Origin of the sequence: Moraxella sp. ZY200743 (genome assembly GCF_050885545.1) — a bacterium.
In the GTDB taxonomy this organism is placed as follows: Bacteria; Pseudomonadota; Gammaproteobacteria; order Pseudomonadales; family Moraxellaceae; genus Moraxella; species Moraxella haemolytica.
This window is the reverse complement of record NZ_CP091313.1, coordinates 364,367-379,263: the sequence shown is the minus strand read 5'-3', so window position 1 is coordinate 379,263 and position 14,897 is coordinate 364,367. Positions and strand designations below refer to the sequence as shown.

Below are 14,897 nucleotides of genomic sequence, written 5' to 3'. Positions count from 1 at the left end.
CAAGCAAGCATACTTAAGCCAATGGCATCAAAAACAGTACGCCTACAATCCATACACTCACTGCCTATGCATGGGTGGTAGACATCTTAATAACACAAACAAATAATACAAAACTCCACCAATCAGCACAAATTCCACCAGTCGCCCACCCCAAATCAATACAGAAGCAGACTCATAATAACCAATCAACACCAAAACACCTGATACCCCCAAATAGACAAGTAGTACCAAACTCACCACAATCAACGCATAAGGCGAGTTACCACGCAAGACATAGGGGGTAGAGAACAAAGCAGGTAGCAATATTAGCATCTGTATCAGCACACCACTCACCAATGACACACCTGTCGCCACCGCCACCAACACAGGATAGCCAATGATGGCAAAAACAAGCCAAGTCCACAAGCAGGCGATGAGCTTGATGTGGATAGGCTTGATGGGTTTGGTGGGTTTTTGAGTTTTGTTGGTTTTCATGTCAAATAAGATGTCTGGTGAATGTGATTGGTTAATTGTCTGTAGAACAGATATATGACTGGCGTTAATTGGTGTTGTTAATCAATCAACTTTTGAGCAATACAAGCCAGTCGCTCGCCTTGATGAATCGCCAGCACTCGTTCATCTGCCATCATGGCAAATTCGTGCGATGACCCAACCACGCTTGTCACCCCATAAGGCGTTCCACCACGAGTAGTACGACTCAGCTCTGCGTGTGCATAAGGCAAGCCCACCATCAGCATACCATGATGCAAAAGCGGTATCATCATGCTCAATAAAGTCGCCTCATTGCCTCCATGTAGCGTACCTGTACTACTAAAGACACACGCAGGCTTGCCCTGCAGACGACCTGATAACCACTGGGTTACCGTGTTATCCCAAAAGTACTTCATGCTAGCTGACATATTGCCAAAGTGAGTCGGACTGCCCACCGCAAGCCCCATACAGCCTGACAGCTCATCTGCCGTACAGTACAAATCTCCATCATCAGGAATGCTAGGGTCAAGCTGTTCTGTGCGTGCTGAAACTTTTGGCACTCGGCGTATCTTGACACTCACGCCTGCATTCATTATCCCCTCTGCAATGGCGTAGGCGAGTTCTTTTGTGCGGTTTTGATTGGTATCATATAGCACCAAAATATAATGTTCACTCATTATTCTCTCCATCAATTTTTGTCAGCTTACCTTGTCTAACCACCCTTCATTCAAGCAAAATCTTAGGCGATAAAACAACCAGACCACCATCAAGACCATCAGGCTTTTTGCGTCATTCATTATAACGCAAAAAGCCTAAAAACCACACGCCAAATCAATCAGAATTTAACAATCATCACACCCAACACTAGCAAAAATTTACCACATCTTACAAAAAATACTTTAAAAATATCAGATATTTGTTACACTAATCAATCATAATTTTTTGTAACAGCAATGCGAACACGGAATGATTTATGACGAATTTTTTAAACAAACTGCCTTTTGCTCATCATGGCTGGTTCATGTACTTGCGTCTACTAATTCGGCATTTTAACGAAGACGACTGCCTTCAAAAAGCAGCTAGCCTAACCTACACAACACTGCTGTCGCTTGTGCCGATTTTAACCGTGATTTTGGTGGTGTTCTCTAGCATACCTGCCTTATCAGGCATGAGAGAGCAGCTACAGTCAATGATTTATAACAACCTTTTGCCATCATCAGGTGCACAAATTAGCGAGTATTTTAATAGTTTTGCTGAAAAATCAAGCAATCTGGGCGTTGTGGGTGTGCTTGGCTTATTCATTACCACCATCATGACACTCATCACCATAGAAACCGCCTTTAATCAAATCTGGCGTGTCAAAGAACGCACTGGCGGTACAGCAAGCATCATTCGCTACTGGACACTCATTACACTAGGTCCGATTGTGCTTGGTGTGGCATTTGGTGCTTCTAGTGCCATTCAAAGCGTGGATTTTTTAAATCGTCAAATTGCCGGTTATGGCATTAACTGGTCAATCTGGGCATACATCATCTCTGTGCTAATTACCACCGCAGGCTTTATTGGCATGTATTGGTTCATTCCAAAGGCTCAAGTTCCCCTAAAAAATGCCGCCATCGCAGGTGTCATCTCTGCGGCACTCTTTGAGATTTTACGCAGAGTATTTGGCACTGTGATGACCAATTTCACTAGCTATGAAGCGATTTATGGGGCATTTGCCGCTTTGCCGATTTTTCTACTTTGGATTTATCTTTCGTGGAACATTATCTTGCTTGGTGTGCAGATTAGCTATACATTGACCATCTTTGATACCAAAGAAGTGCCTACACGCCACCCACTCCTTAGCTTGCTTGATATGCTAAACCTAGCTTACAAACGCTACAAAGAAAGCAAAACCGTCAGCGAGCATGAATTGCGTGAAGTGCTAGGTCGCCGTGAGTTGCCAAAGTGGAGCTTATATCTTGAGCAGTTGGTTGACGCTGATCTAATCACCCACACCAAAAATGATGAATATATCCTAAAAACAGACTTAAGTAGCATCAGTTTATGGCAATTTTATAAGACTCTACCCTATCCTTTACCCATCAAAGATGAACTAGATATGCTAAAGGCGGCGGATTACGACCCTTGGTTTGTTGAGATTTATAAAAACTTGACCAAAATTGAACGCACCGCTAAAGGCGAGCTAGATGTCAGACTGTCACATCTATTTGATATCACTCCTTTGCGTCAAAAAGACAAAATCGTGCGCATTGTTGATGAAGATGCAGACACCAAGAGCGATGCAGACGGCTTTTCTAGCAGTACCCACCGTGAGATAGATAACGATGGCGACACCATGATTATCCCCAATGGCAAAGCATCATTCACCGAAAGTCGTCTGACCAAAGCTGTTCGGCTAATCAAAAAAACCCGTCATTTCTTTGGTAAGGGTAAAAAACCAAAGACGACATCAAGCAAGGGCTAAAATAGCAAACACCCCTGTTGTCAGTCTAAACAACCCAAACAAAAACCGCTCAACATCAGAGCGGTTTTTTAATGATGATGGCAACAACATCACACATCAAAGAAAGTCTGCACCACTTTTCCGGTCAGCTTTTGCCCCAAAAATGGCGTATTCTTACCTGCTGACAGCATGGTGTCTTTATTTACCGTCCAAGCATGGGCTGGGTCTACGAGTACCGCACCACCAACAGCTTGGTAGTCTTGAATGCCTGCAATCTTGGCAGGGTTGAGACAGATTTTATCCACCAGTTGCTCAGCGGTCAAAATACCGTCCGCCACCAGTTTGCACCCAAGCGAAACAAAGGTATCAAAATTACTAATACCTGGCATACTCTCAGCAAATGGGGCTTGCTTGGCACTGCTTGATAGTGGCTCATGATGAGAACAGATGGCATCAATCGTACCGTCTTGCAGTCCCTTGATGAGTGCCTGCTGATCGGTATTAGAGCGAAGTGGTGGCAGAACATAGGTGTGGGCATTATACCCTTCTATGTCGTCATCGGTCAGATGAAGCTGATGCATGACGACATCACAGGTAATCGGCAAGCCCTTAGATTTTGCCCAACGAATCAGCTCTACCGAAGTACGGCAAGTAATCTGGCTAAAATGAGCTGTAAGCCCAGTCTCCTCCACCATCAAAAGCTGTTTTGATAGTGCGATGGTCTCAGCTAGCCACGGAATGCCTGCCAACCCATGAAACGAAGCGATATAGCCATCGTGTGCCACACCTCCAGTAGATAGGCTTGGCTCATCAGGATAAAAAAACACTTTCAAATCAAAAGTAGAAGCATACTCCAAAGTACGAAGCATGACCAAATCAGAATCAAATCCTTTGGCGGTATTGGTAACACCAATAGCACCGCCATGCTTTAGCCCTGACAGATTGGCTGGTTGCTTGCCATCTAGCCCTTGCGTCAATGCCCCCAAAATATGCAGATACACACCGCCATCTTGAAAGGCTTTTTCACGCAGACCCTTTAATAATGACCCACTTTCTAGCACAGGATTGGTATCAGGTGGTAATACGATATGCAAAATGCCGTTTTCTCTTGCCGCCCTACCCTCGCTTGCCAATGTGCCATGCGACTGATGACCTGGTTCACGCAGGCGTGCACACAAATCGACAATCGGTGGAATAAGCCATGCATTGCTAGTATCGGTATCTTTTAGAAGCTCAGTATTAAATTGCCAATCATTTGGGAGTAGGTTTTTCATTATCTTTATCCTAATCTTTATCCTAAAAAATTAAATGTCCTGCCTGCGAAACGCTCTATATAAATATGCCATCAGAGATAAAACCCCCTAAACACCCCTTAATGACTGCTGTCCATGCATCGCCATTGCCATCACCGCCATACGCACAGCGATGCCATTATTGACCTGCTTTAAAATCACAGATTGCTTACCATCAGCCACGCTTGACGCTATCTCAACACCACGATTCATCGGACCTGGATGCATGACAAGGGCGTTTGGATTGGCAAGTTTGACACGATCCTCAGTGATGCCATATACCTTAAAATATTCTGAAGTTGATGGCAGTAACGGCGAGCCGATACGCTCGTTTTGGATACGAAGCCCAATGATGACATCAACACCCGCCAGACCTTCTTCCATATTATCAAAGACGCTTACGCCATACCGCTCAATGCCCTTTGGTAATAGCGTATGCGGAGCAACCACTCGAATGTCTTTTACCCCAAGTGTGGTCAGTGCCGAGATGTCCGAGCGTGCCACTCGGCTGTGCTTGATATCGCCAATGATGGCAACAGACAGCTCGTCAAACGATTTATTATGTTTTAGGCAGAATTCACGATGAATGGTCAGCATATCAAGCATGGCTTGGGTGGGGTGGGCGTGCCAGCCATCGCCTGCATTGATGATGGCAACATTTGGTGTAACCTCAGTCGCCATAAAGTGAGCCGCACCACTAGATGAATGACGCACCACGAACATATCAGCACTCATCGCCTCTAGGTTCCATAGTGTATCACGCAGGCTCTCGCCCTTGTTGGCACTTGATTTGGCAATGTCAAGATTAAGTACATTAGCACCGAGTCTTTTTTGTGCTGCCTCAAATGTGGTGCGTGTGCGAGTAGAATTTTCAAAAAACAGATTCATGACTGTCTTACCGACCAACTCATCGGTATTAATCAGTCGTCCATGACCATCAAAATATCCCATCGCCTTATCAAGGATACTTTCTAGCTGAAGGCGAGACAGCCCTTCCACACAGATAAAATGACAAATACAATCATCAGTCAGTTGTGGGCGAGCCAAAGATTGCTGTAGACGAGTGCAAATGTCAAGGTCCTTCATGGTGTCTCCTATTTAAATATGGTTTAGATACAGCAAGAATACAGTAAAAATTGATGCATTATACTACATTATACTGGTTCTGCCCATATTTGCCAAACAAAAAACACCTAACCTTTACCGACCGCTTAGCAACCATCATGATGAAGATGATTACTAAGTGATTTAATTACCACTATTATAGCCGATGTTTAATGTATGAACACCTGGCTTGGCAGTGTTTAGATCCACGCTCGCCTGCACCCCTACGGTGAGAAGACAATAAACCCAACCCTCTCCTCCTCTTGCCTTGGCATAAAAAAAGCCATTTCGTGCTCTGGATACAAAATCAACCGTCATGCTTACGCCGTTACCAACCTCAACCTGTTTGGTGGCAATTTTATGAGTAAAGAAGTCTATCTGTTGTGGCGGAATAACAGGGCTGGCAGGCTGACCATTGACCGTAAACCGATGAGCATTTTGGACCAGATAGTCTCTCATGGTTCCTCGATAATTACCATGATTAGGTCTTGATAATCCTTGACAACATTCGTTAAGAAAATCTCGGTTCCTACTCTTATCTCTAAGGGTGGCGTTTCTTGCAAAAGTAGCAAAATGAAACGCTTCTTGTAACGAATCACGCAAACTTTTCGCCTCTTTAAAGACATGGTTCTGTGAAAGCGGTGTGTCAGGAAAATCAGGACCGGTCACCTCCACAGAGCTTACGCTAAAGTCTGCCACTTTTGTGGTTCGCCCCACGCCGATTGCCTGACTATCTCCCCTGATGATCACATTCTCAGATACATTGATTTTTCTTTGCAGTGCTGCCAAATTGATATCACGAAAACAGCCATAGATTGTAACACCATTATGATTGCCAACTTCGGCATATCCGCTGATTACCCTGCCATTATCAATATCTGGATCACTATAGCAGTCCCCTGCATAAGCCTGCGACATCGTCAAAAAAGACAATACACCCCATATCATCGTTGATTTTTTTGGGGAAAATGTTGCAGGAAGTGTTAAAAAATCTGTTAGCTTGTTCATCGATATCTCGCTTCAGTTGATGCTGCGTCTAGCACCACGCCAAGAACATAGTCATCTACCACGACCACTTGCTTAGGGGTATGACCATCAGCACGAATGATATACTTACCCTTTGGCAGTCCATCTAATAAGAAATAGTCATTTTTATCGGTCTTAGTATGAGCCATGTTTTTATCATCTTTCCATGCTTGCACCTGTTCGCCACCAACCGAAATGCGACCACGAATACCATAGGACTGGGTCATCTGCCACTGAATATGGGTAGGCAAGCGTGCATCTATCTTTGCCACCGCCTTATTTGGCAAGGCGTACTCAATCGGTATGTTGCGTCCGTCTAGCTCAATCTCATACACGCCTTTGGGTAGGTCTATCAGATAGGTGCTTTTTTTGTTGGTGCTAGACAGCAGATTGGCTGATGTCAGTTTGTTATTCACATTAAAGAACATCGGTTCATCAGGCGTTATTTTAAAATCTTCATAGTCATGCAACAAGGTAATCACCGCCTGCCCACCAGCATTGCCACTGGCGACATACCTGCCCAATTTTGGCAAGCTAGCAGGGGGTTTGTAGGTATTTAGGCCAATACGCAAGAACCATTCGCCTTCACTACGCTTAGTGTCGCTAAGATCCACCTTGCCGATGCGGTTCTCATAAGACCCACGCCAAGCATTACCGCCATGGCGATAGCTTGCACCGATATCAATGCCTTTTTTTGTGCGGTGTTGCCAATAAAACTGCAAAGCAACATTGTCTTTTTTGGTCAAGTTATGCCAAGACGCACCCACAGACAGCGATTGATGGTTAGATAGGCGGTGTTGCAAGCTACTTTCAATACCAAAGGCTCGTTGTTGTCATGCGTGCTATTACCACTATGCCCTACATACACCCCTGACTGTAGCGTGGTTCTGTCTGTTAGGCGTAGCGATGATGACAAATGGTGTTTATGCGGATCAACGCTGTATTGATAATTGCTATTAAATCGGCTCTGTAGATGGCGATAGCTAGCATGATAACGCCAATAGTCATTATGCGACTGATACTGCAAGTCATGACTTAACCGATCGCTTAGATGAAAACGAGCATATGAACTGGTATTATCGCCATCTTGGGTAACTGACATGTGCGTGCGTTCATTGGGGGTGTAATACAGTCCTAGATGATGGCAGTCATCATAAGTGGAGCGAGCGTAGCGATAGTTCGCTCGCCACACTTCTTTCTCGTAGCGAGCATCTACACGAACATTACCATCACGATGATAGTCCACATCTATGTTGGTGTAGCGGTTCGGTGCTATGTTCGCCCCACCTGCCAGTCGTTATCTTGATTTTGCTGATGCTTTAGCCCTGCTCTTAGGCTAAGTTTATTATGCAAGCCATAAGCAAGGTGTGCGTAAGCGGTCTGTTCGCTATGCTCATCAAACACGCCCAGACGACCAACACCGGCTTGCACCAATAGCTCATTGGTCGCCACTGAGCCATAACGCTTGCCCAAAGACACACGCTCTACACGCATAGGCACAGCCGATAGCGGATTGTCAAATATCGCCACCTCAATCAGACTGTGGCGGTCAATGGCTGACATATCCAGATTTAAAACTCATACCGACCATCAAGCAAACTTTGTACACGAGCCACCGTCCTGCCGTTGATACGAAGTTCTGCCAGACCGCCTGCCACACCCACACCTTTGATGTGCTGATAATCATGGCTAGGTGCGTCTATCAGCGCACTGGTTTTGCCATCTACATGACCTGTTAGATGTCTTGCGATATTGGCACTGCTAAAAGCCACATTCAGACCTGTGATGGTATTAAACACGGTATTGGTGCTACCAAGTCTGATGGCCGTCTTGGGCGTTGATGTTAGCCAGTAGGCATTATCAAGTTTGGTTTTTTCGTCATTGTCTTTACTGACTGATACGCCCCAAGTACCGCCCAGTGCATAACCAAAAGCATCTAGCTGATGATGATCACGCACCTTATCATCGTTGTTCATACGACCTGATAGCTGAGTGTTCATCTGCAAGCCCTGTAATCCTGCCACACTTGGCGTGTGCGTAACAATGGGGCGTGGTTTTGGGGCGGGTTGTTTTTTGGGTAGGGTTGCTACCATCAGATGAATCTGTAAATCCGATGGCAGATACTCTGCCGTAATGCCTAGTAGCTTTAGTGAATCAAACGAAATATACGCCAAGCCATCATGATACACCAGCTCATCAAAAGCAATCTTCGCCTCTCCAAGCGGTGTCTTAAATAGCATACTCTCTTCTTGGTCGTCAGTGGTGATGTCAAGCACAGCCAAATCAGACACACTGACATAATAACGCTCATCATGCCACAGTGCATCAATACCACCTTTGTCTTGGTGGTTAATCTTTAGACCGACCAACTGTAGCTCGCCTGCCCATGCAGGCAATGCCACAGCCCCTGTCATCGCTACAATGATCGCCCCACGAAGTACTCTATTTATCATAGCCACGCCTCAACCCATCATCTGTCATCAGCGGTGCATGATACGAATGGGCAACTGATACTGCGAGCCGATTTTTACCACCGCTGACGACTCTGTCTGCTCTACGATGGGGTTTTGGATTTTTTGATTGATGACCAATAGTCCACAATGGGTTGTTTTGGGCAGGTCAGCAGGTGGGCGAAACGACAGACGAATGGTCTGATAGCCCCCAGATGGCACCGTGAATGACTGCGGTGCGACCACAGTTCAACTTTGTATCTTAGCCCCATCTTCTATGGCTGTCAGCTGTTCATCAGCGTCTAGCAAAGACAGCTCTATCAGCTTAGGCTCTTCGCCATAGTTATAAAAAGTAACCGACTCATCAACCCTGCCGTGAGCCATCACGCTGATACTCGGTGGCGAGATGCCCACCAACTGGGGTGGTGGCATGTCTATCTCACGCCCATGTGCGTCTTTTTGTATCACGACCAATCTTGAACCCTGTGCGTCTCGCTCTACGGTGGTCTGCAAGCTAGCAGCGTGGCTGGTCATGCCAAGTGTCGCCACGATGGTGGTCATGATGGCGATATGGATGTACTTTATGCGTTGTATGGTATTCATAGCAGTTACTCATCTACTTCATCAACTGTGCCAACTCTCAACAATAGCATTGGCATTTTAACAAACTCTTTGAATAAAAAGCATAAAACACCGGTGTTTGATGCTTTTTATTTAAGTTAATCAGGATAGATTAGGATCGAGGTTATTGTCTAGCTTCCAGTTTCAAGAGAAAAGTCTGCCCATCTGATTTATGCAGCCCTGTTTTTTTACTTGTTCAAAATTTAAGTCAAAAGTAATATCACCTTTGGTAGGAGTCCATTTAGAGTCTACCAAATCAATTGAGGGTCCAGACCCCCCATTACTTTTAACCTTAACATTTTCAGTTTTAACTATAGAAGTTGGATCTGAATCGCTCTTATGTGTGTCATCTGAATTCCAAATGCTTAATTTGACGCCATTTTCTGATATACTGCGTACCGCCCACGCATCTTTTAGAGTAACCGAAATTTTGTTTTCACTTTTAGTATTAGGGGTACTGGTAGTAACTAGTTGGTCATCTGTTAGATCTGCACCATTTATTGAATCATTATCCTTAATTTCAATATCCGGTCTACCAAAATTACCAATGCCAGTGCCACAACCTATTGCCACATTTCGGATGGCAGAATGAAACTCAATACCTACAGTTTGCCAGTGATACAATACGAGCACATCAGGTAGCTCCACCTGCAAGTCCATAGAACCAGAGATAGAATTTACTTGAGCTGTTGCCACAGATACACTAGCACCCAATACCGCCATGGGTCGCAATTTTTTTAACATTTTAATGATCTATAATCCGATGAAAAAACGGCCCTGCGGTCAGCACGGCCTATAAAATATAAGTGGGTAAGAATACACTAGGACAGCCCATACGCTCTACCAGCCTATTATGTGCCATTATACGCATGGGGAGGGGAATGAAATCTTTTTTTTGTAAATATTTATATATTATTGTAATTTTATGACTGATTTGTTACTAGTTTTATATTTTATGTATCAATGATAGGCTAAATTAATCAACAACCCAAAAAAGCAATAACCCCAAAACCAACTCATAAAAGACACCCATCAAGCAAGATTAACAACCAAACTAAAAGGACTAAGCCCTATTGATTAAGAAACTTAGTCCCCATTTTCGCCTTAAGTAAAACCACTGAAGAACACCCTAGCCCATCATCTATTATCTAAGATTTAGGGCGTGGTTCAATCCAAGCAGTCTTTACCATGGTGCTTGGCAATTATAGCTTAGCAGTTACATAGTCAATGGCTTTTTGTACGGTGGTCAATTCAGCAGAATCTTCATCAGGAATGGTAATACCAAAGTTGCTTTCAAATGCCATCACCAGTTCAACCAAATCTAGAGAGTCAGCACCCAAGTCATCCATAAATGATGCTTCATTGTTGATGTCAGCAACATTTAGACCAAGTTGCTCAGCCACTGCGTCTTTTACTTTAGCTTCGATATCGCTCATGAGAGTTTCCTTTTAATGAAATGGATAAACGCCAGTATCGACACCATGCCGAACTTAGCGACTTATCTTACAATAATTTTTTCAATGTATATATCATAAAACATTTTTGCCGATAGTGCAAGTTTTATGGATACATATGTTCACAATTTGCACTCAATGATAATCACAAGCTCGTCATTTGTCAATGATTTTATCCATCGTCATTGCCATCATGATGAATGCCAAATTTGATTATCACTGTATCATGCCTTACATATACATACCACCATTGACAGCAAGTACCTCGCCTGTGATGTAGCTTGCTTCATCACTTGCCAAGAAAGTAACGGCTGCTGCTATCTCTTCAGGTTGAGCCATGCGACCAAGTGGCACAGCATCAAGCATGGAGTTAATCAGACGCTCATCAAGCTCTTCGGTCATGTCAGTCTCCACAAAACCTGGTGCTACACAGTTTACTGTAACGCCACGAGAGCCTATCTCTCTTGCCAATGCACGAGTAAACCCCTCAACACCTGCTTTACTGGCAGCGTAGTTCGCCTGACCTGCATTACCCATCTGACCCACCACCGAAGTGATATTGATGATACGACCAAAGCGAGCCTTCATCATGCTACGCACCGCACGGCGAGAAGTGCGATAGATAGATGTTAAATTGGTATCAAGCACATCAAACCAATCTTCATTTTTCATACGCATCAAAAGCCCATCTTTGGTGATGCCTGCATTGTTCACCAACACATTCACGCCACCATAGACGCTATCAATCTCTTCAAACAGTTTATCAATGGCTTCATCATCGCACACATCAAGCACACGACCGATACCACCTGATTCACTCAAATACTCTTCAATGGCACAAGCACCTTTTTCGCTCGTTGCTGTGCCGATGACAAAATGACCCTCATCAGCGAAACGCTGAGCGATGGCTCGACCAATGCCACGACTTGCACCTGTTACTAAAACAATTTTTCTACTCATGCTAAATTCTCCAATTTCTCAATACGATCCAGTTTATCACTTGGCAGTGCGGTGATTGGCTGTGCTTGGCGTTTTGCAAGATTTGACAGAGCATTACCTGGACCACATTCAATCACAACATCAATATGCTTATCCGCCAGTTTTTGCATGGTTTTTGCCCATTGTACAGGCATGGACAACTGCTCAATTAGGGCAGTTTTAATCTTACTGATACTCTCATGAACCTGTGCATGGCGGTTTTGTATGACAGGAATCTGTGGCAGATTGAATGTCGTTTCGCCAAGCAAGGTCGCTAATTTATCGGTGGCAGGATTCATCAACGCACAATGCGATGGCACGGATACCTTAAGAGCGACTGCTTTTTTACCCAAATTCTCAACCGCATCCAGCACATGGCAGACACCCACCTCTGTACCTGCTACGACCACCTGAGCTGGACTATTGAAGTTGGCAGGATTGACGATGCCTGCTTGATTGGTTGCGTCTTCGCATAGGCTAACCACTTGCTCATCATCTAGCCCAAGCACCGCCGCCATCTGCGTATCAATACCAAGAACCGCATCTGTCATATATTTTCCTCGTTCATGCACAAGTTTAACCGCATCAGATAAACTTAATACGCCACTTGCCACCAACGCACTGTACTCACCCAAAGAATGCCCTGCCAAACACACAGGCGTCAAACCTTGAGCAGATAATTTTTCACTGATAACACGCCAAATGGCGACACTCGCTGCCACCAATGCAGGTTGTGTGTACTGTGTCTTGTGCAGACGCTCTTCGTCTTGAGTGATCTCCCAGAGATCAAAACCCAAAGTTGCACTCGCCTCATCAAAGACCGCTTTAACTACCGAAAAATGCTCTGCCAACTCATTCATCATTCCCACAGTCTGCGAACCTTGACCTGGAAAAACAACGGCAATGCGTTTGGCTGTATTATTTTCTGTCATAAAACACCTTGTTATGGATTTTTAATCACTGCATTTAAACAATTAACATAAAAATTGATGTGCATTTTATCATAAAAAAATAAACATTTGTTTACTAATTTTTGTGTAAATTTTTAATATAACATAACAAAATCTTGCTCATCGTAAGCACAAAAAAGCCAAGTGTATTGATGAACAATACAGCCTGGCTTTTGCAATCATAATCTACCGATTAGCTGTTTTGGCTTACCTTGAACAGTTGGCGACCACGGTAGAAACCATCTTTGGTCGCATGGTGGCGAAGATGTTTTTCGCCAGTAGTAGAATCAATGCTGATAGTGCTCACTACCATACGGTCGTGTGAACGACGCATGTCGCGGCGTGAACGGCTTTTGCGGTTTTGTTGAACTGCCATGATAGCTCCTAAAATTCGTCAAATTAAGGCAATTTAACACCTAAATCGCCAAATAAACAATAAAAATGGTCGTGCGTTTTATGGATGACCGTTGCATTAACACAACTCAAAGCATAGCACCTTTTGCTTTGACATCTTTAATAAGCACAATAAACGCTGTATTATACTAAAAAATTTCACTATTTTCAAAGCATAAACGCAAAAAATTACAAAACTTTCTATTTTATGCCAATTTATGCCAAATAATCTTTTAATTAAGCTTGCCTTTTAATGCAACCAGTACCGCAAATGGGTTATCCGCCATCTCATCATCGTCATTGGCATCTACCATCTCAATCGGCATCTCGCATTCGCTGTGGCGTGGCGATAGTGGCAAGACAAGTAGCAGCTCATCTTCAAGCAAATCTTTAATGGGTAGCATTTTTCTCACCCCTTCGCCATTGATTTCATCAACCAGTACATATTCAGCGTCTTTTACCTGCTCAATTTGGCTCTCATGCGATAAAATCGCCAAACGATACTGATTGATTATGTCAATATTCATATCCTCCAAACAACGCTGGCAGGACACGATAAGCTCACCAACAACATCAAAAGTTAGCCACAAGATGCCTAAAGTTTTTTGTAAATTAACCTGAACGGTCAGGTTCTTATGCTGTCTTGTTTGATTGGTTAGATTAACATGAGTGGACAGACGCTCAAAGCTCGCCACCGCCACCTCGCCAGACCACACAAAACCAATATCCGCCCACTTTTCAAGCACGATATTGGCAGGAAATTCTTTATTTGCCAAATCTAAAGATGGGTTTGTTGCCTTGTTCATTATAAATTCCTAATTCGTATTGCCTTATTATTTCATAAAATCAATAAATTTTCACGATAATTTTTATAATGCTTGATTACACTTGACTGACAAAATTATCCTCAACGCCCATCAAATAAATAATGCTATAATAACAAACAACAAAATTTCATGGTGTTTTTTATGCAATCTGTTGATTTTAGCACATTATCCCCAAATCTTAATATCAACCCATCTGACCAAAAAATACACATTCAATCACTATGGCAACAGTTGTTTTTTGATGAATCTCTCACAAAAGACATTGCCAAACTCAGTCAAAACATTGATGCCACAGCATGGCAAACATATGCCTCACACTGGCAGAGTATCGATAAAAATGATGATAAGGCACTCACCGACTGGCTCATCAGTTTATTTAATCACTTATTTAACCAACCCGACATTGGCATGATGCCCACCACGCTCGTTCGGGGCGATGGCGAACCTGAATATTTCCCTGCTGACGACAAAAATCCTGCAAGAATTGAGTTTGCTCATGGTTTTTTTGCCAGTAGCCTGCACGAAATCAGTCATTGGTGTATCGCCGGCAAAGCAAGACGCACTCTCAATGACTTTGGTTATTGGTATGAATCGGACGGACGAAATGAACAGACCCAAGCCATCTTTGAACAAGTAGAAATCAAGCCCCAAGCCATTGAGTGCTTACTCAATCAAGCCTGTGGACGCTATTTTTATGTTTCTCAAGACAATCTGAATGCAGATTTTGATACCAGTAAAAGCACTTTTGCCACCGATGTTTATGCTAAGGCACAAGACTATCTAAGCACGCCAAACACCCTGCCTAGAGATGCCAAAAGGTTGCTGTGGATATTGCTACGCCTTTGTCAAGGATTTACACCAACCCACTTTCACTAACAATACAAG

The 14,897-nt window shown here is 43.7% G+C and carries 19 protein-coding genes; 2 read left to right on the top strand and 17 right to left on the bottom strand.

Annotated features, from left to right (window positions below; genetic code table 11):
- Positions 1 to 57: 57 nt before the first annotated feature.
- The gene (locus L3D27_RS01810; protein WP_432481396.1) at positions 58 to 474 is read right to left on the bottom strand and encodes a hypothetical protein; all 417 of its coding nucleotides are present in this window, start codon (positions 472 to 474) and stop codon (positions 58 to 60) included.
- Between the two features lie 77 nt (positions 475 to 551).
- Complete coding sequence (wrbA, locus tag L3D27_RS01805) at positions 552 to 1,148, bottom strand: NAD(P)H:quinone oxidoreductase (protein ID WP_432481395.1); 597 nt, start codon at positions 1,146 to 1,148, stop codon at positions 552 to 554.
- A gap of 296 nt (positions 1,149 to 1,444) precedes the next feature.
- Between wrbA and L3D27_RS01800 the strand changes: the two genes are divergently transcribed.
- Entirely contained in the window at positions 1,445 to 2,938 is a 1,494-nt protein-coding gene (locus L3D27_RS01800) for a YihY family inner membrane protein (RefSeq protein WP_432481394.1), read from the top strand.
- A gap of 89 nt (positions 2,939 to 3,027) precedes the next feature.
- On the opposite strand, the gene L3D27_RS01795 is transcribed toward L3D27_RS01800, so the two are convergent.
- From L3D27_RS01795 to L3D27_RS01725, 15 genes are all read right to left on the bottom strand, one after another.
- Positions 3,028 to 4,191 carry a dihydroorotase gene (locus L3D27_RS01795; protein WP_432481393.1) on the bottom strand — a complete coding sequence of 388 codons (1,164 nt, stop codon included), beginning with the start codon at positions 4,189 to 4,191 and terminating at the stop codon, positions 3,028 to 3,030.
- 87 nt (positions 4,192 to 4,278) lie between these two features.
- Positions 4,279 to 5,295 (bottom strand): aspartate carbamoyltransferase catalytic subunit, encoded by a 1,017-nt coding sequence (locus tag L3D27_RS01790; protein ID WP_284673975.1) that lies wholly within the window; start codon positions 5,293 to 5,295, stop codon positions 4,279 to 4,281.
- A gap of 162 nt (positions 5,296 to 5,457) precedes the next feature.
- On the bottom strand, positions 5,458 to 6,321 hold the full coding sequence (locus L3D27_RS01785) for a hypothetical protein (protein WP_432481392.1): 864 nt from the start codon (positions 6,319 to 6,321) through the stop codon (positions 5,458 to 5,460).
- Positions 6,318 to 7,142 (bottom strand): hypothetical protein, encoded by an 825-nt coding sequence (locus tag L3D27_RS01780; protein WP_432481391.1) that lies wholly within the window; start codon positions 7,140 to 7,142, stop codon positions 6,318 to 6,320. The genes L3D27_RS01785 and L3D27_RS01780 overlap by 4 nt, the downstream gene beginning before the upstream one ends.
- Complete coding sequence (locus L3D27_RS01775) at positions 7,082 to 7,585, bottom strand: hypothetical protein (protein ID WP_432481390.1); 504 nt, start codon at positions 7,583 to 7,585, stop codon at positions 7,082 to 7,084. The genes L3D27_RS01780 and L3D27_RS01775 overlap by 61 nt, the downstream gene beginning before the upstream one ends.
- 26 nt (positions 7,586 to 7,611) lie before the next feature.
- Positions 7,612 to 7,902 carry a hypothetical protein gene (locus L3D27_RS01770; RefSeq protein ID WP_432481389.1) on the bottom strand — a complete coding sequence of 97 codons (291 nt, stop codon included), beginning with the start codon at positions 7,900 to 7,902 and terminating at the stop codon, positions 7,612 to 7,614.
- Between the two features lie 8 nt (positions 7,903 to 7,910).
- Positions 7,911 to 8,792 (bottom strand): hypothetical protein, encoded by an 882-nt coding sequence (locus tag L3D27_RS01765; protein ID WP_432481388.1) that lies wholly within the window; start codon positions 8,790 to 8,792, stop codon positions 7,911 to 7,913.
- Positions 8,793 to 8,819: 27 nt separating this feature from the next.
- A complete protein-coding gene (locus L3D27_RS01760) occupies positions 8,820 to 9,035 on the bottom strand; it encodes a hypothetical protein (RefSeq protein ID WP_373627860.1) in 216 nt (71 codons plus the stop codon).
- Between the two features lie 3 nt (positions 9,036 to 9,038).
- Entirely contained in the window at positions 9,039 to 9,392 is a 354-nt protein-coding gene (locus L3D27_RS01755) for a hypothetical protein (protein ID WP_432481387.1), read from the bottom strand.
- A 162-nt stretch (positions 9,393 to 9,554) separates the two neighbouring features.
- Positions 9,555 to 10,133, bottom strand: coding sequence for a hypothetical protein (locus L3D27_RS01750; protein ID WP_432481386.1), 579 nt, complete (start codon positions 10,131 to 10,133; stop codon positions 9,555 to 9,557).
- Between the two features lie 479 nt (positions 10,134 to 10,612).
- Positions 10,613 to 10,846 carry an acyl carrier protein gene (acpP, locus tag L3D27_RS01745; protein ID WP_284673968.1) on the bottom strand — a complete coding sequence of 78 codons (234 nt, stop codon included), beginning with the start codon at positions 10,844 to 10,846 and terminating at the stop codon, positions 10,613 to 10,615.
- 249 nt (positions 10,847 to 11,095) lie between these two features.
- Positions 11,096 to 11,824, bottom strand: a complete 729-nt coding sequence (gene fabG / locus L3D27_RS01740; RefSeq protein ID WP_432481385.1) for a 3-oxoacyl-ACP reductase FabG — start codon at positions 11,822 to 11,824, stop codon at positions 11,096 to 11,098.
- Positions 11,821 to 12,774 (bottom strand): ACP S-malonyltransferase, encoded by a 954-nt coding sequence (gene fabD / locus L3D27_RS01735; protein WP_432481384.1) that lies wholly within the window; start codon positions 12,772 to 12,774, stop codon positions 11,821 to 11,823. Before fabD ends, fabG begins: the two co-directional genes overlap by 4 nt.
- Before the next feature lie 211 nt (positions 12,775 to 12,985).
- The gene (gene rpmF / locus L3D27_RS01730; RefSeq protein ID WP_284673966.1) at positions 12,986 to 13,168 is read right to left on the bottom strand and encodes a 50S ribosomal protein L32; all 183 of its coding nucleotides are present in this window, start codon (positions 13,166 to 13,168) and stop codon (positions 12,986 to 12,988) included.
- A 250-nt stretch (positions 13,169 to 13,418) separates the two neighbouring features.
- Positions 13,419 to 13,991 (bottom strand): YceD family protein, encoded by a 573-nt coding sequence (locus L3D27_RS01725; RefSeq protein ID WP_432481383.1) that lies wholly within the window; start codon positions 13,989 to 13,991, stop codon positions 13,419 to 13,421.
- A 162-nt stretch (positions 13,992 to 14,153) separates the two neighbouring features.
- On the opposite strand from L3D27_RS01725, the gene L3D27_RS01720 reads away from it, so the two are divergent.
- A complete protein-coding gene (locus tag L3D27_RS01720; protein WP_284673964.1) occupies positions 14,154 to 14,888 on the top strand; it encodes an elongation factor P hydroxylase in 735 nt (244 codons plus the stop codon).
- The last annotated feature ends 9 nt before the right edge of the window (positions 14,889 to 14,897 follow it).